Source organism: Pseudomonas sp. CFBP 13727 (genome assembly GCF_014841915.1).
GTDB lineage: Bacteria > Pseudomonadota > Gammaproteobacteria > Pseudomonadales > Pseudomonadaceae > Aquipseudomonas > Aquipseudomonas baltica.
Genome location: NZ_JACYUT010000004.1, coordinates 1 through 26,857, shown reverse-complemented (window position 1 = coordinate 26,857; position 26,857 = coordinate 1). Strand labels below are relative to the sequence as shown.

Here is a 26,857-nt window from a genome sequence, read left to right as displayed (position 1 = left end):
CCCTCAACCGGCCCATTCAACCAGCCCGACCAACGTGGCCCGACTCAACGCGCGCCCGGCGCCTGCCGGGCGCTTTCCCAACCACCGCCCAGGGCCAGGAACAGGTTGATCTGCTCCATGGCCACCTGGGTGTTGGCCGCCGCCAGTTGGCCACGCACGTCGGTGTAGGTGCGTGTTGCCTGCAGATCCGCCAGGAACGACGCACGGCCGGCTGTGAAGAACCGATGCGTCTGATCCGCTGCCTGCTTCGCTGACTGCTCGGCGTCGGCCAGGGCATCGCGGCGTTGCAACAAGGCGGCGTATTGCGCCAGGCCCGTTTGGGTTTCGCGAATGGCGTTGAGTACCACACCGTCGAAATTGGCCAAGGCGGCCTGGGTCGAGGCTTCGGTCTCACGAATCCGCGCACGCGCCCCGTTGGTGGGAACGTTCCAGTTGATCAAAGGGCCGATGCCCCAGCGATTGGTCGCCGGGTGCCCAAGGTCGTCGAGAATACCGACCGTGCCAACCGTGGCGCCAATGCTGATGTCTGGATACAACTGCCCGGTCGCCACACCGATGTTGGCGGTGGCTGCCGCCAGCCGGCGTTCGGCCTGGCGGATGTCGGGACGGCGCTTGAGCAACGCGGCGCCGTCGCCAACCGGCATCAGCTGGCTGATGTGGGGCAGTTCCGCACACCCGACCACATCGGCCGGAAGCTGTGCCACCGGTGTCGCCAGCAGCATCGACAGTTTGTACAGGCCCGCCTGGCGTGATGCCTGATAGCGAGGCAGCTCTGCGCCCAGGGACTTGTACTGGGTTTCGGAACGGGTGACCTGGGTCTCGTCGCCACGGCCGGCATCGCGCAGGCGCTGGGTCAGCTGCACGCCTTCTTGCTGCAACTGCAGCGAGTGCCGGGCGATCTCGTATTCCTCGTTGGCCGCGCACACCTGGGTATAGGCACGTACCACATCCGCCACCACGGTGATGCGCGCCGTGTCGGCAGCCGCCTGGGTGGCATCGGCATTGGCGCGCGCCGCTTCGATGCCGCGCTTAAGCGTGCCCCACAGGTCGAACTGATAGGACAGGTTGATGGACGCGCTGCCCAGGTTATCCACAGGCAGCTTTTCCGTCATCAGGAACGCCTCGCCCGACTCCTGCAACCGCTGCGCCTCGGCTTTGGCGTTGAAGTCGAAACCGCCTTCGGCCTGGGCCTGCTCGATCTGCGCGCGCGAACGGGCAATGTTGGCGGCCGCCACGCGCAGGTCGGTGTTGGAGGCCATGGCCTGGCGCACCAGCGCATCCAGGCGCGGGTCGTGGTACAGCTTCCACCAGTCCTGCGGCACCGGTGCCGAGACCACGTTGCTGTCACCTTCGGCCAGCGCACCCTGCAGGTCACTGCGGTTGAGCGCGGCCTCCGACGGGGTGTGGTAGTCGGGCCCGACCATCTGGCAGGCCGACAGCAACAGCGCGGCAGCGAGGCTGGATAGGCGCAGGGCCTTGCTCATGGCGTCGCTCCCGCCACCGCACCGTCTTCGATGATGGACACCGTGGCGGTGCGGCCGGCAATCAGGCGATAGCCGTCGGGCAGGTTCTCGAAAGCGATGCGCACCGGAATCCGCTGCGCCAGACGCACCCAGCTGAAGGCGGGGTTGACGTTGGGCAGCAGGTTGCTGCCACTGCTGCGATCGCGGTCTTCGATGCCCGCCGAGATGCTCTGCACCCGGCCCTGCAAGCGGGTGTTATCACCCATCATGCGAATGTCCACCGCCTGGCCAACATGGATCACGCCCAGTTTGGTCTCTTCGAAATAGCCATCGATATGAAACGAGGTACCATCCACCACGGCCATTACGGCGCGGCCTGCGGTGACGAATTCATGCGGGCGTGGTGCGCGATCATTGATAAAGCCGTCCACCGGGCTGCGGATCACCGAACGATCGAGGTTCAGTTGCGCGGCGTCCACCGCGACCTGGGCCTCGGACAAGGCGGCCTGGGCACGCAGCTGGCGCGACTGGCTCTCTTCGAGCTGCTCGCGGGCCACCAGATTGCCGAGGCTGCGGTTACGCCGCAGCTCGCGTTCGGCCTGGGCCACGGTTTCCTTGCGCTCGGCCATGCTCGCCTGGGCCTGGCGCAGGGCCAGGCGAAAGCGGTCCTGGTCGATGGTGAACAGCACGTCGCCGGCCTTGATCGATTGGTTGTCGTGCACGTTGACGTGTTCGATCAGGCCGGACACGTCCGGCGCGATCTGGATGATGTCGGCGCGCACGTGCCCGTCACGGGTCCAGGGCGCGTACATGTAGTACATCACCATGCGCCAGACGATGAACGCGGCCAGGCACACGAACAGCAGGGTCAGGACCAGGCGGCCAAAGGTGAGGATCGGTTTTTTCATAGCATCAGGCTTCGACAGATGGCGTCTACCGCGCCGAGCAGCACAGCGTAGAGAGCGACGTTGAAAAGAGCCCGGTGCCAGACCAGGCGGTAGAAATGCAGGCGGTTGAGCACGCCATGCAGTAGCAGAAACAGGCCGTAGGTGAACACCATCATCACCAGCACGGTGGGCAGGAAGATCCCGCTGATATCCAGTTCACCAATCACAGCGGTGCTCCATCGATGCCATGCGGCAGGTGTTCGGCGGCATCGCCCGCCTCGGTGACCACTTCGGCACCTGGCAGCAGCGCCAGGCGCAGACCGCTCAGCGCGTGCAGCAAATGCTCGCGGGCTTCTTCGGCCTCGCCCATGGCTTGCACGGTCAGGCCACGGCGCGCGCGGTCCATGGTCATGAGCAGACCCATGGGGGCAGGCAGGCGTTCACTGGCCTTGCGACAGGCCTGGAAATACCCACCCACCTCTTCTATCACCTGATGCAGCAACGGCCGTACGGCAGCGGGCACCCGCGGGCTGTAGGCCTGCATGTCGAGCAGGTTCAGCGCCACGCGCACATCGCGCAGCGCGGCACTGGTGTCCTGGCCGGTCATGGTCAGGCGCGGCAGGTGCTGCATCAACCGGTCGAGCATCTGCACACCCATCGCCCGCTGTTCCGCCAGGCTCGCCGGACGGGTGATATGCACCACGTCGCGCCAACTGAAACGGGTCAGGCGCTTGGCCGCCAGCTCCACGCCGAAGGGGCGCACCACCAGGGTCCAGATGAACGCGAACAGCAGCCCGACAGGACCTGCCAGGTTGCTGTTGGCAAAATTCATGAAATCCGCGTCGTAGGCGCCCTGGATGCTGATGAACGACGACGTGTTGACGATGGTCAGCAAGGTGCCGAGGAAGAAACGTGGCTGCACGGTCAGCGTGCCGACGACGATGAAAGGCACTGAGAAGGCCAGCACCAGCATCGGGAAGTCATGCAGGTTGGGCAGCACCAGAAACAGATAGAGGCTGGCAAACACCACCGACATCACGGTCCAGAAGAAGAACCGGTAGATCTGTGGCGCCGGGTCGTCCATGGCCGCGAAGAAACTGCACGCCACCGCCGCCAGAATCACCGCGCTGGCACCGTCGGTCCAGCCCAGCAGAATCCACAGTACCGAAGCGACGATGATCGCCGTGACCGTGGAAAACACCGAATACAACATCAGGCCGCGATCCAGGAAGGGCTTGAGTCGGCCCAGGCGCCAGTGCCGGTAGACCGCCCGCCAAGGCACGCGGCTATCGGTCTTGATCGCCCGTTCGAGGCTGCGCAGGTCCTGCCACAGGTCGACCCATTCGCCCAGTCGGTATACCGCGTTGGAAAACAGCAGCTCGCGACGGTCGTCCAGTTGCGCAGGGCTCGGGCGGATGGCTTGCAGCTCATCGCGCAGGGCTTGCCAGCGGGCCTGGCTGGGGTCGTCGACGCTGTCCTTGAGCCACTGCCGCGCCAGGGCCATGACCGGCGCCAGGCGTGCCACCAGGTCGGGGGTGCGGCGTTCGATGGCAAACAGCGCATCGTCCAAGGCATCGATGACCGGCAGCAGATGGATCATGCGCCCGCGCAGCTCCCCGGCGTTGCGCACCAACTGCGGCCGCGCGCCTTCGTGGGGAAGCTGGCCGATCATCATCTCAAGCGAGTTGAACGTGCCGACCATGGCCGAACGCAGCGGGCCTACCTCGTCGGCTTTCACGTCGCGCGCCAGAAAGTGGTCGCTGTAGCCGGCGGCATCTTCGAACCACTTGCCGGCGGCGCCGATGAACACCGGCGTGAGCCGACGCGGCCAGAACATTGCGCCCACCACAGCGGCGCAGACGATGCCCAGGCAGATCTCCTGGAAACGCGAGCTGGCGATGTCGAACACGGCGGTGGGGTTGTCCACCACCGGCAGGGCGATCAGCGGCAGGGTGTAGCCCGACAGCATGAAGGCGTAGCTGTTGGCCGTGCGCAGGTGCAACGACAGGTACAGCAGCGTGCCGGTCCACAGGGCGATGACCGTGGCCAGCAGGAAGGGCGTCTGCACGAACAGCGGCACGAACAGCACCGCAGCGGCAGCGCCGGTGAAAGTGCCTACCGCACGGTACACCGCCTTGGAACTGGTGGGCCCGACGAAGGGGCTGGAGACGATGTAGACGGTGGCCATCGCCCAGTAGGGCCGTGGCATCTGCAGGAGCATGGCGATGTACAGCGCAATCATCGACGCGGCGAAGGTTCGCACGCCGTAGAACCAGTCACGGGCCGGTGGTACGTCGCTGAAGAAACCTTTCACGGGTAGCCACCCGGCGTGCCCTGTCCCGCTTCCTCGAAGGCACGCACCACACGCAATGCCGCTTCCAGATCCGCCGGGGCGATGTCCTTGAGCACTTCGCGGCGCAGGCGTACCAATTCGCCTTCGATGGATTCGGCCAGATCGCGGCCGCTGGTGGTCAGGCTCAGGGCCTTGGCGCGGCGGTCGGTCGGGTCTTCGGTGCGGACCACGAAGCCAGCCGTGCAGAGCTGGTCGAGCAGCCGCACCAGCGAGGGGCTTTCCAGGCCGGCCGCCTGGGCAACCGTAACCTGCCGGACGCCGTCACCCAGGCGCACGATGAGCAGCAGCGGCACGGCGCAGGCTTCGGACACGCCATAGTTGGCCAGGGTGGCCTGACAGATACGGCGCCAGTGCCGCGAAGCGACCACCATGCCGCTGCTGATGTTCAGCTGGAGTTTGTCGATATTCATCGGGAGCGAATATTCATAGTTTGCTAACTATCTATATTCGCGGAACGGAAACATTTCGTCAAGAATTGGCGACCGAATGCAATCCCTTGTAGGAGCGGTCATCGGCCGCGAAGAACACGCCGCAGGGTGTCAGACATACCCCACAAGCCCTTCGCGGCCGCAGACCGCTCCTACAGCGGAGCATAAGCGGCCGCGAACGGGTGAATCCTTACCGCTCGTGCAACGCTTCGGCGCGGGACTTGATGATGGGCTTGAGCAGGTAGCTCAGCACGCTCTTCTTGCCGGTAATGATGTCAACCGACGCCACCATGCCCGGGATGATCAGCAACGGCTTTTCATCGGAGCCCAGGTGGCTCTTGTTCGTCCGTAGCTTGATCAGATAGAACGTGTTCTTCTTTTCTTCATCCTGCACCGTGTCGGCACCGATCTGTTCGAGAGTGCCTTCCAGCCCGCCATAGATGGTGTAGTCATAGGCCGTGAACTTGATCATTGCCTTCTGCCCGGGGTGCAGGAACGCGATGTCCTGCGGACGAATGCGCGCCTCCACCAGCAAGCTGTCATCCAGCGGCACGATCTCGGCCATGTCGCTGCCGGGCTGGATGACCCCACCTACGGTGTTGACCAGCACCTGCTTGACGATGCCTCGCACCGGCGAGGTCACCATGGTACGGCTCACCCGATCTTCCAGGCCCTTGGCCGTGGCCTGGGTCTTGGCCAGATCGGTACGCGCCTCGTTCAACTGGGTCAGCGCCTCGCTGCGGAACTTGCCGCGCGTTTCGTCGATCTTGCGCTGCACCTCGCCAATCGCCGCCTGGGCCCGCGGCACTGCCAGCGTGGTACCGTCGAGCATGCCGCGGGTCTCCACTTCCGAGCGCCGCAGACGCAGCACTTCGACCGGCGAAATCGCACCCCTGGCCACCAACGGCTCCGACATGCTGATCTCCTGGCGCAGCAGGTTCAGGCTGTTGCGGTACTGTTCGGCCTTGGAACTGAACTCACGCAATTCCTGCTGACGCTGCACCAGCTGTTGCTGCAAGCCACCGATTTCATCGGCCAACTGCTGCCGACGGCTCATGTACAGCGACTCTTCGTTGGCCGCCTGGTTGGGCACCGACTTGCGTGCCTGGGCGGTAATGTTCAACGGTCGGTTCTCGACCTCGGCACTCAGGCGCTCCACGCGCAGCTCCATGGCCACGCGATCGGCTTCGGTTTCACCGACGTTGGAAGCGAAGCGTGTGTCGTCCAGACGAATCAGCGGTGCGCCCGCCTCCACGATCTGCCCTTCCTTGACATAGATCTGGGCAACAATGCCGCCCTCCAGGTTCTGGATCTTCTGGATCCGCGACGAAGGGATTGCCTTGCCGTCGCCCTTGGTCACCTCGTCGATCACCGCGAAGTGCGCCCAGGTGAGGAGGAACACGAAGAATGCAATCACCCCCCAGATAGTCAGGCGCACGATGCGCGGCGCATCGTCGATCAGCGCCTTCTCGACCTCGGGCAAGGGCTGGCCTTCCAAGGAATCGGAGCCCTTGAAATAACGTACGAGGGAATTCTTGAAACCGCCGGAAGAGGATTTAAGCAACACTGATCTGCCCCTTCTTCAACGCTTCCATGACAGCAGCCTTCGGCCCGTCAGCCAGAATCTGCCCACGGTCGATCACCAACAGGCGGTCGACCAGGCTCAGCAGCGAAGCACGGTGGGTAACCAGAATCACGGTCTTGTTCTCGATGACGGCTTGCAGACGCGCCTTGAGGCGCTCCTCGCCGGTGTTGTCCATGGCGCTGGTCGGTTCGTCCAGCAAGAGAATCGGTGGGTTGAGCAACAATGCCCGCGCCAGCGCCACGTTCTGCCGCTGGCCGCCGGACAGGTTCTGTCCGCGCTCGCCGACCTGCAGTTCATAACCCTGCGGATGCAGGCGAGCAAATTCGTGCACACCGGCCAGTTCGGCGGCCTGCAGGACCATTTCATCATCGACGTAGCGGGCCCCGGACACCAGGTTGTCACGCAGCGTGCCGGACAGCAGCTGAATGTCCTGCGGCACATAACCGATGTTGTGGCGCAGTTCGCTGACGTCGATCTGGCGAATGTCCACGCCATCGACCAGCAACGAGCCGGCATCGGGCTGGTACAGCCCCACCAGCAACTTGGCCAGCGAACTCTTGCCTGAACCACTGCGGCCGATGATGCCGATCTTCTCGCCGGGGCGCACGGTCAGGTTGATCCCGTGCAAGGCCTGGTTCTGCTGGTTGGGGTAGGTGAAGTCGACGTTGCGAAATTCCATTGCGCCCTGCAGCACCTGACGGCTCAGCGGACGCTCGTCGAAGTTGCGCTCTTGCGGCAGCTCCATCATCTGGTCGACCGAGACCATGGTGACCTTGGCCTGCTGGTAGCGAGTCAGCAGACCAGACAACTGTGCCAATGGCGCCAGCGCGCGACCGCTCAACATGTAGCAGGCCACCAGGCCGCCCATGCTCAGGTTGCCTTCGATGATCTGATACACACCGAAAATGATGATCGCCACACCGGCCAGTTGCTGAATCAGCAGGGTGATGTTCATGGCCAGGCTGGACAGGGTCTTGACCCGCAATTCCAGGCGGCTGAGCGTACCGATGGTCTGTTCCCACTGGTACTGGCGCTCGCTTTCGGCGTTGTTGACCTTGACCGCATCGAGGCCGCCCAGGGTCTCGATCAGGCTCGACTGACGCTCGGCGGCCAGGGCCATGGTCCGCTCCAGAGTCTTGGTCAGCGGTTTCTGCAGGAAATGACCGATGCCCAGCGCCAGCGGGAAGGCGATGATCGGAATCCATACCAGGTGCCCACCCAGCAGGGCGATGACCAGCAAGATCAGAATGGTGAACGGCAGGTCGATCAGGCTGGTCAGGGTCAGCGACGTGAGGAAGTCGCGCATGCCCTGGAATTCGTGAATGTTCTGCGCGTAGCTGCCTACCCGAGCCGGGCGGCTTTTCATCGACATGCCGACGATGCGTTCGAACAGCGTGGCCGAGATGATCAGGTCGGTCTTCTTGCCGGCCAGATCCAGGCACAGGCTGCGCAGGCCCTTGAGCAAGAGGTCGAACAGGTAGGCACCACAGATGCCCACCGCCAGCACCCACAGGGTCGCGGTGGCCTGGTTGGGCACGACTCGGTCGTACACGTTCATCACGAACAAAGGTGCAGCCAGGGCGATGATGTTGATCACCAGGCTGGCGGCAATGGCATCGGCATACAGCCAACGCGAGCGCTTGAGGGTGTCACGGAACCAGGAATGGGCGCGGGGGATCAGCGAGCCGTTGGTCACGTCGAACTTGTGCTGCGGCTGGGCGAAAAACACCCGGCCGGTGAAGTCTTGAGTCAGCACCTCGCGCGCCACGCGCACTTCACCGCCATCGCTTTCGCTGAGCAGCAAGCGCGCGGTATCGCCTTCCCAGCCCAGCAGCACGGCGCACCGTGCATCCTTGAGCATCAGCATGGCCGGCAGTGCGATGGACGGTATCTGCTCCAGCTTGCGCTGCAACACGCGGCCCTGCAGACCGGCACGCGCGGCGGCGCGCGGCAACAGGTCGGCGGTCAGGCGCTGCGAAGGCAGCGGCAGGCCTGTGGTGAGCATGGCCCGGCTGGCGGGCTTGTGATGCAGCGAGCACAGGGTCAGCAGGCCATCGAGCAACGGGTCGTCGTGCTGGCTGCGTGGATCCTGGCTGAGTAGTACCGAACTTAATTCCGAATCCACGCTGACACTCTCTTATCGCTCATTGAACACCTTGGTCCCATCGGGATCGCTTCATCCCGCCTGGTCTTGTAGCGGTTTGGGTTGTATTTGCACAACGGATGCCAGCGTACACGGGGGTGGCTGGCTGCGCATGGGCTCGTTTGATGAATGGCCGTCCAGGGTGTTTCACCGCTGAGCCAAGTCACCCGCTTCTGCAGCCTCATTCGCCAAGCAACGGTCGGTCGCCATTCGCTGCCCCGAGTGTCACTCAGCGATTTTCTTCAATAAACACAAAGAGTTAACCGTTATTACTTGCACACTAAGTATTACGAACTTTCCAATGCGATATATGTCCATCGGTCGGCACTATCAGTGCGGCATTCATCGATGACTTGCCAACATGCGTTTCACATCCATGACTTGCATCATTGGCGCAGGGCTGACCTCGCGCTCATGCACAGGCTGCGCGGCGCCCAACCTGTGCCTGGCAGGATTCGTGCTACGTGCAGCCTGTGGTTAGGCCAAGTAGCGCGGACATCTCTCGTGTCGTCCCTGCGATATTTCACAAGCGACTTTTTTTGTCACATCCATCTGCAAAAAACGTCAGTCGCAGCCGTCTTGACGTCAATGAACTCACCCTGTTGAGGCGTTTTGCATAGCCGAGAAATATCAATGTGACATTACACAATGGATTGTTTAGGATGGCGCCAAATAGGTCAATACATTGTCAGAAAGTTCATTTCTGCGACTTTTAGACAATTAGTTGGCGTCAATATTACAGCATAAAAATGTACCGAATGCCCGTCGCCGTCTCTGGTGATGTTCAGGCACCGTACCAACGAATGGTCACCCCCGGAGAGTCCCCTACATGAGCAGTGTTGTTGCCATCGTCAAAAGCATTGTTGGCCAAGTGTTCGCAGTATCCCCAGAGGGGATTCGCCGTGTGCTCATCGAAGGGGATCGTCTGTTCGCCGGGGAGCAGGTGGTTACCGGCGCGGCGGGTGCCGTTACGCTGGAGCTGGCTGACGGCCGCACCATCGATCTGGGGCGCGAAACGCAATGGAGCGCCAACACCCCGGACTCCAGCACTGATCTGAGCGCTGCCACTGCCCAGGCGGCCCCTTCGGTAGCGGAATTGCAGCAGGCCATCGCGGCCGGCGCTGACCCTACCCAAGACCTCGAAGCCACCGCTGCGGGCCCCGGCGCCAATGACACCGGCGGTGAAGGCGGCGGCAGTCACAGCTTCGTATTGCTCAGTGAAACCGCGGGTGAAGTCGATCCAACCGTGGGCTATCCCACCGAAGGCCCGAACGGTGCTGCGGGCCCCAACGCGCGGGAGATCGTGGGCGATACCAACCCGATCAACGCTGACACCGATGCCGACGGGCCAGTCCTGCGTACCGCTACGCTGACCGTGACCGCGACTACCGCCATCACCGAAGCCGGCGGCGTGATCACCTACACCGCCACCCTGACCCAGGCGCCGTCCAGCGACCTGACCGTCACCTTGTCCAACGGCCAGTCGGTGCTCATCCCCGCAGGCCAGACCACGGGCGCGGTCAACGTCACCGTACCGGACACCAACACGCCATATATCGACCCGTCGCAGATTTCCGTGGTGGTCACCGGCACCACGGGTGGTGGCGATCTGGTGGTCACTACCGACCCGACCCCAGCCGTTACCCGTGTCGACGACACCATCGACGTCACCACCGTGACCCTGACCGTGGGCAACAACCCGGTCACCGAAGGCACCACCATCACCTACACCGCCGTGCTCACCAACCCGGCGCAGACGCCGGTGACCGTGACCCTTTCCAACGGCTCCACCATCACTATCCCGGCAGGCCAGTCCTCGGGGTCGGTCGATGTCGCCGCGCCGGCCAATGACGTCTACAACAACCCGACGACCATCAACACCACGATCACCGGTGCTACCGGCGGCAACTTCGAAAGCCTGGTGCCAAGCCCGGCGCCCGCAGTGGTCAATATCGTCGACTCGATCGACACGACAACCGTCGTTCTGACCGCTGCGGTCCCTGCGGGCGGCGCCCTGGAAAACGGCACTATCGTCTACACCGCTACCATCGGTGCGCCAGTGACTGGCTCGCCTGTTGTCGTGACCCTGTCGAACAACCAGACCATCACCATTGGTGTGGGCGAAACCAGCGGTTCGGTTTCCTTCCCTCTGGGCAACGATGTCTACAACGGCGCTGATACAGTCAGTACCGCGATCACCGGCGTAACCGGTGGCAACTATGAGCAACTGACTCCGAACACCACTCCGGTAGTAACGCTAGTCGGCGATAGCATCGACGTCACCAACGTTGTCCTGACCGCTACCGTCCCTGCGGGCGGCGCCCTGGAAAACGGCACCATCCTCTATACCGCCACCGTTGGCGCGACAGTGACTAACTCCCCTGTCGTCGTCACTCTGTCGAACGGCCAGACCATCACCATCGGTGTGGGCGAAACCAGCGGCACCGTTTCCTTCCCTCTGGGCAACGATGTCTACAACGGCGCTGACACCGTTAGCACTGCCATCACCGGCGTAACCGGTGGTGACTTCGAACAGCTCACCCCGAACACCACTCCGGTCGTGACGCCTGTAGGCGACAGCATCGACGTCACCAACGTTGTACTGACCGCCACCGTCCCTGCGGGCGGCGCCTTGGAAAACGGCACCATCCTCTACACCGCCACCGTCGGCGCGCCTGTCACCGGCTCGCCTGTTGTCGTGACCTTGTCGAACAGCCAGGTCATCACCATCGCCGTCGGTGAAACCAGCGGTTCGGTGTCCTTCCCGCTGGGCAATGACGTTTACAACGGTGCCGACACAGTTTCTACAGCCATCACCGGCGTGACTGGCGGTAACTTCGAACAGCTGACCCCAATCACCACCCCAGTCGTGACGCCAGTGGGCGACAGCATCGACGTGACCAACGTCGTACTGACCGCCACCGTCCCTGCGGGCGGCGCTCTGGAGAACGGCACCATCCTCTACACCGCTACCGTCGGCGCGCCTGTCACTGGTTCGCCGGTCGTCGTGACCCTGTCGAACAGCCAGATCATTACCATTGCCGTAGGCGAAACCAGCGGCTCGGTCTCCTTCGCGCTGGGCAACGACGTCTACAACGGTGCCGACACCATCAGCACGGCGATCACCAGCGCCACCGGTGGCGACTACGAACAACTGACTCCAATCACCACCCCAGTCGTGACGCCAGTCGGCGACAGCATCGACGTCACCAACGTCGTGCTCACCGCCACCGTCCCTGCTGGCGGCGCTCTGGAAAACGGCACCATCCTCTACACCGCTACCGTTGGCGCGCCTGTCACCGGCTCGCCTGTTATCGTGACCCTGTCGAACAACCAGGTCATCACCATCGCCGTCGGTGAAACCAGCGGTTCGGTGTCCTTCCTGCTGGGCAACGACGTCTACAACGGTGCCGACACCATCAGCACCGCGATCACCAGCGCCACCGGTGGCGACTACGAACAACTGACTCCAATCACCACCCCAGTCGTGACGCCAGTCGGCGACAGCATCGACGTGACCAACGTCGTACTGACCGCCACCGTCCCTGCAGGCGGCGCCTTGGAAAACGGCAACATCCTCTACACCGCCACCGTCGGCGCGCCTGTCACCGGCGCGCCGGTTGTCGTTACCCTGTCGAATAACCAGACCATCACCATCGGTGTGGGTGAAACCAGCGGTTCTGTTTCTTTCCCTCTGGGCAATGACGTCTACAACGGTGCCGACACTGTTTCTACAGCCATCACCGGTGTGACTGGCGGCAACTTCGAACAACTGACGCCGATCACCACCCCGGTCGTGACGCCAGTCGGCGACAGCATCGACGTGACCAACGTCGTACTGACCGCTACCGTCCCTGCAGGCGGCGCCCTGGAAAACGGCACCATCCTCTACACCGCCACCGTCGGTGCGCCCGTCACCGGTGCGCCGGTTGTCGTTACCCTGTCGAATAACCAGACCATCACCATCGCCGTCGGCGAAACCAGCGGCACGGTTTCCTATGCGCTGGGCAATGACGTCTACATAGGCGCCGACACGGTCAGCACCGCAATCACCGGTGTGACCGGCGGCAACTACGAGCAACTGACCCCGATCACCACGCCAGTCGTGACCCCGGTCGGCGATATCATCGATGTCACCACCATCGGCCTCACCGGCGATGCGTCGGTCACCGAAGGCCAGTCGGCGACCTATACCCTGACATTGAGCAACCCGACCAATGTCGACACGCAGATCACCCTGAACCTGAGCTACGGCGGCACTGCTTCGCGCAGCGACTTCCAAGGTCCGGATACGATCACCGTGACCATCCCGCGCGGCCAGACCAGCGTGCAATTCCAACTGCCGATTCTCGATGACAGCCTGGTGGAAGGCCGCGAGAACGTCGTGGTGACCATTGCCACGCCGACCGGCGACAACTTCGAAAGCCTGGTGGTCGATCCCCAGGCATCCAGCGTCGACACCACGATCATCGACAACGATGCTCCTGTGGTGGGTGACAACGACGGCGTTCCAGGCAACAAACTGACGGGCACCGAAGACACCGTACTGGCACTGGACTGGGCCTCGTTCAACATCCAGCCGACCGCCAACCCCGGCCTCGACCTGGGCATCAAGTTCACCAGCCTGCCGGCGAACGGCTCGCTGCAGTTCAACGACGGCACGGGCTGGAGAGACCTGACTCAGGCCGATCTGGGCACCACCTTCAGCAAGGCCCAGATCGACACCGGCGCACTGCGTTTTGTCCCGGTAGCCGACGAGTCGGGCAGCGACGCCTACAACAACGGTGGCACGGGCGACCAGCGCAGCGATTACGCCAACTTCACCTTCACCCCGACGGTCGATGCCCTGGTGGGCAAGCCGGGCACCATGGTCATCGACATCAGGCCGGTGGCTGACGTCCCCGTGCTGTCCGTAGCCCAGGGCATCTCCGGCCTGATCAAGTACACCTACACCGACTTGCAGGGCCTGGGCACCAACGGCGAAGGCGCGGATCCTGCGCTGATCAAGTCCACCATCGAAGCGGCCGGCAGCCGTCCGGGCGTGATCATTTCCGATGTGGGCGACGCCAACATCGTGCAGGGCACCGGGACCAAGGTCACCGGCCTGATCTTTCTCGAGGCGGGCAAGGTCTACACCTTCAGCGGCAAGGCCGACGACGGACTGCTGATCAATGTCGGCGGCAAAGACCTGGACGGCGCTCACTGGGGCGCAGGTATCGACCCAACCTCGGGCGACTACAGCGGCAGCATCACGCCGACCGAAACCGGCTACTACAGCATCGACCTGTACCACTACAACCAGAACGGCCCAGGCTTCTACGGCCTGAACCTCTCGGTCGACCAAGGTCCTGCGACCTCGATCGGCCAGAGCGGCGTGCCGGTCTACAGCGATATCAGCGACATCATCAAGCAGGGTATCGATGTGGTTCCGCACGTCGACGCCAATGGCGATGGCTACTACGCCGGCTACGAACTGAACCACGGCGCCGAAGACACCGCCATCCAGCTGAGCTCCATCGTTGTTTCCTTCGGCGATGTGCGCGACGGCTCCGAGCAGCACGTTCTGCAGATCAGCGGCATTCCGGTCGGTGCAGAACTGCGTGACGCCGCTGGCCACAGCTACACGGCCCAAGCCGGCGGCAACGGCACGGCCAACATCACCGACTGGGATCTGACCACCCTGACGTTCACCCCACCGACCGATTTCAACGGCACCGTGGCCCTGACCGTCACCGCCATCGCCACCGAAAACGCCGACCCGGCGAACCCGGCGTCGGTCAGCCAGCAATTGAACGTCATTGTGGACCCGGTCACCGACGTGACCAACGTGGTCCTCACTGCCGAAGTTCCAGCAGGCGGCGCTGTCGAGAACGGCACCATCGTCTACACCGCCACCGTCGATTCGCCGGTGACCGGCGCACCCGTGGTGGTCACCCTGTCCAACAGCCAGGTGATCACCATTGCCGTCGGCGCCACCAGCGGTTCGGTGTCCTATGTCATCGGCAACGATGTGTACAAGGGCGCTGATACCGTCAGCACTGCAATCACCGGTGTGAGCGGCGGCACCTACGAGCAACTGACCCCGAACACAACCCCGGTCGTGACCCCGGTCGGCGACAGCATCGACGTGACCACCATCGGCCTGACCGGCGATGCGTCGGCCACCGAAGGCCAGTCGGCCGTCTACACCCTGACCCTGAGCAACCCGACCAACACCGACACCCAGGTGACCCTGAACCTGACCTACGGCGGCAGCGCGACACGTGCCGATTACCAAGGTCAGGACAGCATCACCGTGACCATTCCGAAGGGCCAGACCAGCGTCCAGTTCCAGCTGCCCATCGTCGATGACAGCTTGGTCGAAGGTCGCGAAAACGTCGTGGTGACCATCGCCACGCCGACCGGCGACAACTTCGAAAGCCTGGTGGTCAACCCGCAGGCTGCCAGCGTCAACACCGCCATCATCGACAACGATGCTCCGGTGGTCGGCGATAACGGCGACAACAACGGCGTGGCGGGCAACAAGCTCAGCGGTACCGAAGACACCGCTGTGGCGCTGAACTGGGCCTCGTTCAACATCCAGCCGACGGCCAACCCCGGCCTCGACCTGGGCATCAAGTTCACCAGCCTGCCGGTCAACGGCTCGCTGCAACTCCAAAACGACAATGGCGAGTGGAGAGACCTGACCCAGGCCGACGTGGGCACCACCTTCACCAAGGCCCAGATCGACAACGGCGCACTGCGCTTTGTGCCGGTAGCCGACGAGTCGGGCAGCGATGCCTACAACAACGCCGGCACCGGTGATCAGCGCAGCGACTACGCCAGCTTCACCTTTACCCCGACGGTCGATGCCCTGGTGGGCAAGCCGGGCACCGTTACCATCGACATTGCGCCGGTGGCCGACGCACCGATCCTCAGTCTGACCCCGGGCTACGTCGTTCCGACCGGTCTGATCAAGTACACCTACACCGACCTGCAGGGCCTGGGCACGACCGGCGAAGGCGCCGATCCCGCGCAGATCAAATCGACCATCGAAGCGGCAGGCAGCCGTCCGGGCGTGGTCATCGCCGATGTCGGTGACACCAACATCGTGCAAGGCACCGGGACCAAGGTCACCGGCCTGATCTTCCTCGAAGCCGGCAAGACCTACACCTTCAGCGGCAAGGCCGACGACGGCCTGCTGATCAACGTTGGCGGCAAGGACCTGGGCACTGCCCATTGGGGTGCCGGTGTCGACCCAACCTCGGGCGATTTCAGCGGCAGCATCACGCCCGCTGAAACCGGCTACTACAGCCTCGACCTGTACCATCACAACCAGAACGGTCCAGGCTTCTACGACCTGAACCTGTCGGTAGACCAGGGTCCTGCGACCTCGATCGGTCAGAGCGGCGTGCCGCTGTACACTGATATCGCCGATCTGGTGAACCAGGGCATCAACGTCACCTCGCACGTCGACAGCAATGGCGATGGCTACTACGCCGGCTACGAACTGAACCACGGCGCCGAAGACACCGCGATCCAGCTGAGCACCATCAACGTCTCGTTCGGCGATACACGTGACGGCTCCGAACAGCACGTGCTGCAGATCAGCGGCATCCCGGTGGGCGCAGTGCTGCGCGACGGCGCCAACCACAGCTACCTTTCCAACGACGGCGGCACCGGTACAGCCGACATCACTGGCTGGGACCTGAAAACCCTGAGCATCACGCCACCGGCCAACTACAACGGCACTCTGGCCTTGACCGTTACGGCCACTGCCACCGAAAGCGCCGATGTCGCCAATCCAGCGTCGGTCAGCCAGCCGTTGAACGTCATTGTCGATCCGGTTACCGACGTCACCAATGTCGTGCTCACGGCACAAACGCCTGCAGGCGGCGTGCTGGAAAACGGCACCATCGTCTACACCGCGACCGTAGGTGACACTGTGACCGGCACACCGGTCGTCGTGACGCTGTCGAACAACCAGACCATCACCATTCCCGTCGGTCAGACGTCGGGTTCGGTGTCCTACGTGGTTGGCAACGATGTGTACAAAGGCGCCGACTCGATCTCCACCACGATCACTGGCGCCACCGGCGGCACCTACGAGCAACTGACCCCGAACACCACCCCGGTCGTGACCCCGGTCGGCGACAGCATCGACGTGACCACCATCGGCCTGACCGGCGATGCGTCGGCTACCGAAGGCCAGTCGGCCGTCTACACCCTGACCCTGAGCAACCCGACCAACACCGACACCCAGGTGACCCTGAACCTGACCTACGGCGGCAGCGCGACACGTGCCGATTACCAAGGCCAGGACAGCATCACCGTGACCATTCCGAAGGGCCAGACCAGCGTCCAGTTCCAGCTGCCCATCGTCGATGACAGCCTGGTCGAAGGTCGCGAAAACGTCGTGGTCACCATCGCCACGCCGACCGGCGACAACTTCGAAAGCCTGGTGGTCAACCCGCAGGCTGCCAGCGTCAACACCGCCATCATCGACAACGATGCTCCGGTGGTCGGCGACAACGGCGACAACAACGGCGTGGCGGGCAACAAACTCAGCGGCACCGAAGACACCGCCGTGGCACTGGACTGGGCCTCGTTCAACATCCAGCCAACCGCCAACCCCGGCCTCGACCTGGGCATCAAGTTCACCAGCCTGCCGGTCAACGGCTCGCTGCAACTCCAAAACGACAATGGCGAGTGGAGAGACCTGACCCAGGCCGACGTGGGCACCACCTTCACCAAGGCCCAGATCGACAACGGCGCACTGCGCTTTGTCCCGGTAGCCGACGAGTCGGGCAGCGATGCCTACAACAACGCCGGCACCGGTGATCAGCGCAGCGACTACGCCAGCTTCACCTTTACCCCGACGGTCGATGCCCTGGTGGGCAAGCCGGGCACCGTCACCATCGACATCGCGCCGGTGGCCGACGCGCCGATCCTGAGCCTGACCCCGAGCTACGTCGTTCCGACCGGTCTGATCAAGTACACCTACACCGACCTGCAGGGCCTGGGCACGACCGGCGAAGGCGCCGATCCCGCGCAGATCAAGTCCACCATCGAAGCGGCAGGCAGCCGTCCGGGCGTGGTCATCGCCGATGTCGGTGACACCAACATCGTGCAGGGCACCGGGACCAAGGTCACCGGCCTGATCTTCCTCGAAGCCGGCAAGACCTACACCTTCAGCGGCAAGGCCGACGACGGCCTGCTGATCAACGTTGGCGGCAAGGACCTGGGCACTGCCCATTGGGGTGCCGGTGTCGACCCAACCTCGGGCGATTTCAGCGGCAGCATCACGCCCGCTGAAACCGGCTACTACAGCCTCGACCTGTACCATCACAACCAGAACGGTCCAGGCTTCTACGACCTGAACCTGTCGGTCGACCAGGGTCCTGCGACCTCGATCGGTCAGAGCGGCGTGCCGCTGTACACCGACATTGCCGACCTGGTGAACCAGGGCATCAACGTCACCTCGCACGTCGACGCCAATGGCGACGGTTACTACGCCGGCTACGAACTGAACCACGGCGCCGAAAACACTGCGATCCAGTTGAGCACCATCAACGTGACTTTCGGCGACACCGCCGATAAATCCGAGCAGCATGTGCTTCAGATCAGCGGTATCCCGGAGGGCGCGGTGCTGCGCGACGGTGCCAACCATAGCTATGTTTCCGAAGCCGGTGGCAACGGCACGGCCGATATCACCCAGTGGGATCTGAAGACCCTCACCATCACGCCGCCGACCGACTTCATCGGCACTCTGGCCCTGACAGTCAAGGCCATCGCCACCGAGAGCGCTGACTTGGCCAACCCTGCGTCGGTCACCCAGCCGCTCAACGTCATCGTCGACGCCGTGAACACCGCGCCAGTGGTGGTCATGGACGAGCAGGTAGTCTTCAACGAAGGCTCGGCAGAATCGGTCAACCTGGTCTCGGGCCTGAGCATCAGCGACAAGGACAACAGCGCCGGCGATCAACTGCAGGGCGCAAAGATCGTCATCCAGAACACCATGGCCGGTGACACCCTGAGCTCGGCGTTCGAAACCGGCAATGGCACCACTGCCCAAGGCATTGGCTACAAGGTCGGTGGCGTTGCCAGCGATGGCACCATGACCATCACCCTGGAAGGCATGGCCAGCCGTGCCGCGTATCAGGAGCTGATCAACTCGATCAAGTTCCAGGCGACCGGCGAGCATCCGGAAAGCACCGTGCGCCAGGTGTCGGTCGAAGTGACCGATACTGGCGTGCAGAGCAATGGCGTGAACGGCGCAACTTCGGTGGTCGCCAACAGCATGCTGGCAGTCAAGCCAGCGGTGGTCGTGACCCTGTCCGCCGAACCGCAGGCAGTCGAAGGCGGTGTGATCAAATACACCGCGACCCTGACCGATCTGCACGGCAATACCGTCAACGCCTTGGAAACCGTCCGGGTCGACATCGGCAATGGCGACAGCATCAGCATTGCCAAAGGTGCCTCGGCAAGCGCCATCACGGTCGCTGCGCCGCTGGATGACGTCTACAAGGATGCCGACTCGGTCAGCCGCACTATCCAAAATGTGACCGGTGGCGGCGACGTCACGCTGGTCCCAGGCACCACGCCGGTCAATGTGCTGGTAAACGACACCATCGACGCCACCAAGGTCACCTTGAACGCCACCTCGGCGGTCAACGACGGCGGCGTGATCACGTACACCGCCACGCTCGACCATGCCGCCGACAAGGCATTGAAACTGGTACTGTCGAACGGCCAGACCATCGATATCGCTGCCAATGCCAAGCAAGGCTTCGTCAACTACACGGTGGGCAACGATGCATCGCGCGCCGGTATCCTGACCGTTGCCATTGCCGGCATCGCCAGCGCTGCCGACGGCAAGCTGATCGACGGCAACTTCGAAAACCTGCAGTACCAGGGCGTTTCGGCCACCACCGCCGTAACCGGTCCACAAACCACCATCGGTATCACGGGCGCCGAGCGGATCATCGAAGGTCAGTCGGCGATCTACACCCTGACCCTGAGCAACGAAACCAAGAGCCAGGTTACCGTCACTCTGAACTACTCGGGCAAGGCCGCCAACGGCGCGGACTTCCAGGGTCAGACCACCGTGGTCATCGACGCCGACAAGTCCTCCGCGACCTTCCCCATCAGCGCCCTGAGCGATCAACTGCGCGAAGGCACCGAACAGCTGGTGGTGACCATCGACTCGGTCACCGGTGGCAACTTCCAGAGCCTGACCACGGATCCGGCCCACGCCAGTGTCGCCATCAACATCATCGACAACAACCTGGTGGTCGATACCGCCACGGTCGATGAAGGCGCCACGCTGAACGGCAACGTGCTGACCAATGATCGCGACGGCGACAACAGCCTGACCGTGGCCAAGTTCAGCATCGGCGGCACCAGCTACGCGATGGACGCCAGCGGCCATGCCTCGGCGCCGGTCACCGCAACCGTCGGCAACCAGTCGGTAACGGTCGGCAACCTGACCATCGCCAGCGATGGCAGCTACACCTACACCCCGATCAAGGCCTACGAAAACTGGAGCGGCAGCCTGCCGACGGTTACCTACACCACCGATACCGGTGCCGTGAGCACCTTGAACGTCACCGTGGCGCCCGTCAGCGACACCCCGCTGCTCAGCGTTGCCAGCCCGACCACCTGGTCGCTGGCAGCCGATGCCAATACCGTTACCAGCGCTCAGGTCAGCCAACTGGGCGAGGCATGGAAAACCCACAACGCCGGCAACTACATCGAGGTCAATCCCTACAGCGTCTACAACGGCACGGCCAGCACCACCAAGGTCATCGAACTGGAAGGCCGCGAAAGCGATGCCAGCGACCTCTACACCGTCGTGTCCAACGCCAAGGCCGGTTCCCTGTACACGCTGGACTTCGACTACTCGCCGCGTAAAGGCCATGAAGGCGATTCCGACATCAAAGTCATGTGGGGCGACAAGGTTGTGGCCGTGATCAACGGCACCACACCGGGCATGGTGCATTACAGCCTGCAATTGCCGGTGGACAGCACGGCGAGCAAGACCTTGACTTTCGCTTCGGTGGACAAGAACTCGTTCGGCGGCCTGCTGGACAACATTACGCTGGCCACCACCAGCAACACCGGCGTGGCCGGCAAGGCAATCGCGCTGTCAGCGATCTCTTCGGAACTGGTCGACCGTGACGGCTCCGAAACCCTGACCACGACGATCTCCAACATCCAGGCCGGTGCCACCCTCAGCGACGGTACCCACAGCTTTACGGCGAGCAGCACTGCCCAGACGGCGGATGTCAGCACCTGGAACCTGTCTGCCCTGACGCTTACCACCGCAGCCAACGCTCCGGTCGGCGACATCAACCTGAAGGTCAATGCCACTGCCAAGGACGGCAATGCCGAGGCCGCATCGGCGGCCGAGCAAACGCTGACCGTGCACGTCGTGGCGACCCAGCAGAGCTACAGTGTGATCACCGGCAACGCCGGCACCGAAACGCTGGACGGCACCACCGGCCGCGACATCATCGTCGGCGACGTGACCCCGACCCAGACCCAGAACGGCGCCAGCTACAACATCGCCTACATCCTGGATCGCTCGGGCAGCATGAAGGATACCTTGGCCAGTGCGAAGGACTCGGTCGCCACCGCAATCCAGCAGCTCTCGCAGAACCTGGGCGGCGGTACGGTCAAGGTGACCATCGTCGACTTTGGCACCGACTCCAAGCAAGGCGCCACGCTGACGCTGACGCCGAACATGTCGGTGGATGCCATCAAGGCAGGCCTGGGCCTCAATGCGATCACGGCAACCGGTGGCACCAACTACGAGTCGGCGTTCTTCAAGGCGGCGACCTGGTTCAACGGTACCGAGGCCACCAGCAACACTGGCGCGGTGAAGCTCAGCTACCTGATCACCGACGGCGAACCGAACTACTACCTCGACGCTGCCGGCAATCGCCAGGGCAACGGCTCTACCACCACCAGTGCCGTCATCGATGGCTCCGCCGAAGGCTTCGCAGCCTTGGCCAAGGTGTCGACCGTGGAAGCCATCGGTGTTGGCAACAACGCCAACAGCGCCACCGTGGCAACCTTGCAGAAATTCGACAGCGATGGCGAAGTACAAAGCAAGATCGACGTCACCAATATCGCTGCGGCACTGAAAAACAGCCTCATCACTGCCGGTGGCGACACCATCAACGGCGGCGAGGGTCACGACATCCTGTTCGGCGACACCATCTCCTTCACCAAGGCAGGCGTCACCACCGAGGGCACGACGGCGCTGAGCGAGTACGTGAAGTCGGTCACCAACACCAGCTCCGTCACCTCCGAGCAGGTGCATGACTACATCACCAAGCACGCCAGCGAGTTCAACGTCGGCGCTGCCAGCTCAGACGGCCAGGCCGGCCTGTTCACCGTCGCCAAGGGGGGCAACGACTTCCTCAACGGTGGTGATGGCAACGACATCATCTATGGCCAGCGCGGCGATGACACCATTCGCGGCGGCGCGGGCAACGACGTGCTCTTCGGCGGTGCCGGCAAAGATACGTTCGTGTGGAAGACCGGTGACGTAGGTACCGACACCATCAAGGACTTCAGCCATGCCGAGGGCGACAAGCTTGATCTGTCCGACCTGTTGCCATCGGACGCCGAGACCAACCTGGCGAACTACCTGAAGCTGAGCACCGACACGGCCGGCAACTCGACCCTGCAGATCAGCACCAAGGGCGGCATGACCTCGGCTTCGGCCACGGTCACGCCAGACGTCACCATCAAGGTCGACAATGCGCACTGGGGCAGCGGCACCGATGCCATCAAGTCGCTGATTTCCGGTGGCGACCTGCTGGTCAAGCACCACGACTGATGCAGTCGGCGGCCGGCCCAGCAAGTCGGCCGCCAGCGGCATCCACTGGTTCTGAATCCGTGTAATCTCTGCCGAGACTGCCCTGCAGTCTCGGCAGGTTTTTTTCGATGGGAGCGCTTCGATGTTCTACGTGCAACGCGATCGACAAGGTGCATTGGTCCGCGTGGAAGCGGCAGCCTTTGCCGAGGCCACAGAAACCCTGCCTGCCGATCATCATGAGATACAGGCGTGGTACGCCAACGATGTGGTCGAAACCAGCCTGAAACAGCTCAAGCAGAGCGACCTGGACATGATTCGGGTACTCGACGACCTGATCCAGGTACTGACCAGCAAGGGCATCATCCGTGTGACCGATCTACCAGCAGCGGCCCAGGCCAAGCTCAAGGATCGTTCCAGCGCTCGGGTAGCGCTTGGTGGCCTGAATCAGTTGATCAACGACGACGAAACCGGCTTGATCTGAAGCCTGCGCCCCCTCCACCACCGCGCCCGAAACGGCACGGTCCGAAGGTAGGCGAAGGCACGCGCAACAGCCCTAGCCAAGCTTCCAGGGCTGCGGCTCGCCCACCAGCTGTCCTTGCACGCCGGCAATACCCATCTCGCGAATCACCTGCAACTCCCCTTCCGTCTCGACCCGCTCGGCAATCAGCGGCAAGTCGATACTGTGCGCTGCCCGCTGAATGGCTTCGATGAACAGACGCTTGTGGCTTTCCTCGTTGATCGCGCGAATGTAGCTACCGTCGATCTTCAGGTAGCCAAGGCCCAGGTGGGCCAGGTTGCCGATCATGCTGAAACGCCCGCCAAAACGCTGCAGGCTCAGGCTGTAGCCCAGGCTGCGCAAACGCCGCGTGAGCTGCTCGAGCACGTTCTGCTCGGGAATCTGCTCCTCGCCTATCTCCAGGGTAAGGCGCGGGCCCAGGGCAGGATACTGCGCCAGTCTGTCGAACAAACCCTCCAGCGCCTGGGGATCGTTCAAAGTGGCCGCCGACAGGTTCAAGGCGAGTGTGGCATCGTGCTTGCGCAGATGCTCAAGGACCAGCTCCAGCATCAGCCGATCCAGTCGCGCCGACCAGCCGAAGCGTTCCAGCCAGGGCAGGAATCGCCCAGCAGCGACCGCCTGGCCCTGCTCGTCGATCAGCCGCGACAGCACCTTGTGATGCAGCACATGCGTGGTATCCACGCTGCTCACTACCGGCTGGAAGTACAGCTGGAAGCGGCCTTTGGCCAAGGCCTCGTCGAGCAGCATGTGCCAGGCGTGGTGATCGTTCTCCACGGTCGCCAGCGCCATGTGCTCCAGACACACCCAATTGCACTCGCCGGCACCCTCGGCTTGCGCCAGGGCCTCGTCCGCCAGCTTGAGCAATGCCTGCGGGTCGTCACCGGGGGTGTACGGCGCCAGTCCCAGGTGAGCCACCGGCAGCAGATCGGTAGCGCCGGTCTGCGCCAGACTGCGCAGGTTCGCGTCGAGCTCCTGAGCGAGCTGCTGAGCCTCTTCGCGCACCATGCCGGGTGCCAGTATGGAAAACTCGCCACCACGGCTGCGGGTGATCAGGTTGTGCGTCTCAGGGTGGCGCGCACAGGTGCGCAGCAACTGCTGCCCCACTGCCTGCAGTAACTGATCGGTTCGCTGTCCGCCCAGGCGCTGGTTGAGGCCCGCAAGGTCGTTGATGCGCAACAGCACCAGATAGCCTGCACTGGCTTCCTCGAGATTGCTGACACGGGTGTGCAGCTGCATCTCGAAATAGCGTCGGTTGGCCAGGCCCGTCAGACTGTCCTGGTACGACTCGATACGCAGCCGTTCGCTGCGCACGGTCTGCTCGTGGAACAGTGCCTTGAGTTTTTCCACCATCTGGTTCATCGCCTGCACCACCCGGCGCAGCTCGGGAGTGCGCGGCAGATCCGGCAGGCTGAGGAATTCCCTGCGCGCAATGGCGTGCGACTGCTCGACCATGTAGTCCAGCGGCTTCAGCTGGCGCCGCAACAGCAGCGCGCCCAGCGCGGCGCTGACCGCGCCGCACAGCAACAACCAGCCCAGGCTGCCCAACGCGCCCTGCCACAGCTTGGCCACGGCAAACATCGGGTGGCTGACCACCTCGACCCGGGCTGCCTGCTCCCAACCGCGGCTGACGATCGCGTCACCGCCGGCCGGCGCCAGGTTGATCATCTTGACGAACCAGGCCGGCACGCCGCTGCCGTCCGGCTCGGCCGCACGTTCGACGATGACACTGTCGTCCGCCAGGTTGACCACGCGAATACTGGCGTAATACCCGCTGTCGAAGATCGAGCTGACCATCAGTTCGACCATTGCCGGGTCATCGATATTGGGCGTGAGCGACAACGCCAGCGCCGTGGCCGCATCCTGGGCGTGGGAGCGCAGCTGGTTGACGTACTGAGTGCGCGAACTTTCCAGGCTGACCATGAAGCTGCCAGTGAAAGCCACCACCAGAAACAGGCATATCGCGATCAACAGTTGTTTGAACAGAGACATCGTTGCTCCACTTAATTATCCAGACTCGCCGGAAAGCCTTCTGCGGTCATTTTCTTCAGTACGTCCTGCCAACGCGACAGGCGCTTGGTATCCCCTACCTTCTTGTTGCCACCAGCGCCGGTGAGCCACAACCCCTCACCGTTGAAGGCGTAGACGGGCAGCAGGTCCTGGCGCTGGCTGGCAGGCAGAATTGGGTCCATCAGACTGTCTAGCACCAGGGGCATGGCCGTCGGTGTGGCGTAATAGGTGAGTACCATGTGCGCACGGTTCTGTCGCAACGCCTTGACGTAAGTGATGCGCAGCTTGTCGGCGGCAACGCCCAAATGGCGCAGGCTGAAGTACTTGGCGATCGCGTAGTCCTCGCAGTCGCCGGCACCCTTGAGCAGCGACTGCACCGGCGTGGCCCAATAGTCGACTTCGCGCCACAGATCGAGATCCTCTCGATACCGCAGTTGATGATTGAAGAACTGGTTCACCACTTCCAGCTGCTCGCCCTCGCTGAGCGGCTTCTGGGTTGCCAACAACCGTTGCCACGCATCAATGCGCTGCGCACCTTCACCTAAAGGCCCATACAGCGCCTCGGCACGGCGACTGATCTGATTGAAGTCCCAGTCGGCGCGAAGCCCGCCCAGCAACGTGCCTGCCAAGGCAAAGGCGATCGCGAGACAGCGCACCGTCTGTAGGTACTTCAGCCGTGTAACCAACGTGTTCGATCCGCCAGGGAGGCAATTCAGCCCACCATGGTGCGGGGGCGCATGACAAAAAACAATGGCACGATGAAATCACTTTCTCATGACCCTGTGCAGCCTGTTCGTCGCTTCGGCACTGCACTTCGTCTGGCTATCGGCTTGGCTGGGACGTTATTCAAACCTGCCATCTTTCAATGTGTAACTGCTTACGTCAGGATGGCGCAAATTGACTGAGGCTGTTTGGCGTGACTGAAAAATCCACTGTGCTGGCCAGCATCCTGGGCAGTGAACAGGTGCCCGCGCACTTGGCACGCTCGGTGATCGAAGAAAGGATTCGCGCAGCGATCTACGACGGGCGCCTGCCCTGTGGCATGGCCATCCGGCAGCAAGAACTCGCCACATTGTTCGGCGTCAGTCGAATGCCCGTGCGCGAAGCCCTGCGTCAACTCGAAGCACAAGGCCTGCTGAAAGTCGTGCATCACAAGGGCGCGGTGGTAGCCCCCCTGATCAACCACGATTCCGTGGAAACCTACGCCCTGCGCATGCTTCTGGAGTGCGAAGCCTTGCGCCTGTCGGTGCCCCTGCTGGAAGAGCCTGATTTCGCCTTCGCCCAGGACTGTATCGAGCGCCTGGAACGAACCTCGGACTACGTCGAGATCAGTCGTCTCAACCGGGCCTTCCACTGGACGCTTTACGCACAGGCCGGTAACCGCCGGTTGTTGAACCTAATAGATGAAGGGCTGATCGAGGAGGAGCGCTTCCTGCGCTTCAATCTGGAAGCCATGGGATTGCGCAACACGGCTCAGGACGATCACCGGAACCTGTTGCAGGCTGCAAGACAGCGCGATGCAGTACGGGCTGTCGAGTTGCTGCGAGAGCATCTACAGCGCGGCGTGGACGCCATCCAGCGCTACCTGACCCAACGCGCGACAACTTGAGATACAGGCTGCACTAAGGTTGTGAAGCCCGGAAAGCAAAAACCCCTGTCTGCGTGGG

The 26,857-nt window shown here is 62.9% G+C and carries 12 protein-coding genes; 3 read left to right on the top strand and 9 right to left on the bottom strand.

Translation table 11 applies throughout. From position 1 onward, the window contains the following. Positions 1–44: 44 nt before the first annotated feature. From IFT76_RS13410 to IFT76_RS13380, 7 genes are all read right to left on the bottom strand, one after another. A complete protein-coding gene (locus IFT76_RS13410; RefSeq protein ID WP_122480644.1) occupies positions 45–1,484 on the bottom strand; it encodes an efflux transporter outer membrane subunit in 1,440 nt (479 codons plus the stop codon). Next, entirely contained in the window at positions 1,481–2,371 is an 891-nt protein-coding gene (locus IFT76_RS13405; RefSeq protein ID WP_192047920.1) for an efflux RND transporter periplasmic adaptor subunit, read from the bottom strand. The genes IFT76_RS13410 and IFT76_RS13405 overlap by 4 nt, the downstream gene beginning before the upstream one ends. After that, a complete protein-coding gene (locus IFT76_RS13400) occupies positions 2,368–2,577 on the bottom strand; it encodes a DUF1656 domain-containing protein (RefSeq protein WP_043191852.1) in 210 nt (69 codons plus the stop codon). The genes IFT76_RS13405 and IFT76_RS13400 overlap by 4 nt, the downstream gene beginning before the upstream one ends. Continuing rightward, entirely contained in the window at positions 2,574–4,664 is a 2,091-nt protein-coding gene (locus IFT76_RS13395) for an FUSC family protein (RefSeq protein WP_192058792.1), read from the bottom strand. Before IFT76_RS13395 ends, IFT76_RS13400 begins: the two co-directional genes overlap by 4 nt. Further along, positions 4,661–5,113 carry a MarR family winged helix-turn-helix transcriptional regulator gene (locus tag IFT76_RS13390; protein ID WP_122480647.1) on the bottom strand — a complete coding sequence of 151 codons (453 nt, stop codon included), beginning with the start codon at positions 5,111–5,113 and terminating at the stop codon, positions 4,661–4,663. Before IFT76_RS13390 ends, IFT76_RS13395 begins: the two co-directional genes overlap by 4 nt. A 208-nt stretch (positions 5,114–5,321) precedes the next feature. Next, the gene (locus IFT76_RS13385; protein WP_122714232.1) at positions 5,322–6,698 is read right to left on the bottom strand and encodes an HlyD family type I secretion periplasmic adaptor subunit; all 1,377 of its coding nucleotides are present in this window, start codon (positions 6,696–6,698) and stop codon (positions 5,322–5,324) included. After that, entirely contained in the window at positions 6,688–8,841 is a 2,154-nt protein-coding gene (locus tag IFT76_RS13380; protein ID WP_122480649.1) for a type I secretion system permease/ATPase, read from the bottom strand. Before IFT76_RS13380 ends, IFT76_RS13385 begins: the two co-directional genes overlap by 11 nt. A gap of 847 nt (positions 8,842–9,688) precedes the next feature. On the opposite strand from IFT76_RS13380, the gene IFT76_RS13375 reads away from it, so the two are divergent. Continuing rightward, on the top strand, positions 9,689–22,687 hold the full coding sequence (locus IFT76_RS13375; RefSeq protein ID WP_192058790.1) for a retention module-containing protein: 12,999 nt from the start codon (positions 9,689–9,691) through the stop codon (positions 22,685–22,687). A 121-nt stretch (positions 22,688–22,808) separates the two neighbouring features. Beyond that, positions 22,809–23,147: a tryptophan synthase subunit beta gene (locus IFT76_RS13370; protein WP_122480651.1), complete on the top strand. Its 339-nt coding sequence runs from the start codon at positions 22,809–22,811 to the stop codon at positions 23,145–23,147. 72 nt (positions 23,148–23,219) lie between these two features. On the opposite strand, the gene lapD is transcribed toward IFT76_RS13370, so the two are convergent. After that, positions 23,220–25,172, bottom strand: a complete 1,953-nt coding sequence (gene lapD / locus IFT76_RS13365; protein ID WP_192058787.1) for a cyclic di-GMP receptor LapD — start codon at positions 25,170–25,172, stop codon at positions 23,220–23,222. Positions 25,173–25,183: 11 nt separating this feature from the next. Then, positions 25,184–25,846, bottom strand: a complete 663-nt coding sequence (gene lapG, locus IFT76_RS13360) for a cysteine protease LapG (RefSeq protein ID WP_240998858.1) — start codon at positions 25,844–25,846, stop codon at positions 25,184–25,186. A gap of 260 nt (positions 25,847–26,106) precedes the next feature. On the opposite strand from lapG, the gene IFT76_RS13355 reads away from it, so the two are divergent. After that, positions 26,107–26,799 (top strand): FCD domain-containing protein, encoded by a 693-nt coding sequence (locus IFT76_RS13355; protein ID WP_192058785.1) that lies wholly within the window; start codon positions 26,107–26,109, stop codon positions 26,797–26,799. Positions 26,800–26,857 lie beyond the last annotated feature (58 nt).

Excerpts from the sequence above, each read along its gene's own strand:
- IFT76_RS13375 (WP_192058790.1), top strand. The coding sequence starts at position 9,689 with ATGAGCAGTGTTGTTGCCATCGTCAAAAGCATTGTTGGCCAAGTGTTC.
- IFT76_RS13370 (WP_122480651.1), top strand. The coding sequence starts at position 22,809 with ATGTTCTACGTGCAACGCGATCGACAAGGTGCATTGGTCCGCGTGGAA.
- lapD (WP_192058787.1), bottom strand. The coding sequence starts at position 25,172 with ATGTCTCTGTTCAAACAACTGTTGATCGCGATATGCCTGTTTCTGGTG.
- IFT76_RS13405 (WP_192047920.1), bottom strand. The coding sequence starts at position 2,371 with ATGAAAAAACCGATCCTCACCTTTGGCCGCCTGGTCCTGACCCTGCTG.
- IFT76_RS13410 (WP_122480644.1), bottom strand. The coding sequence starts at position 1,484 with ATGAGCAAGGCCCTGCGCCTATCCAGCCTCGCTGCCGCGCTGTTGCTG.
- IFT76_RS13390 (WP_122480647.1), bottom strand. The coding sequence starts at position 5,113 with ATGAATATCGACAAACTCCAGCTGAACATCAGCAGCGGCATGGTGGTC.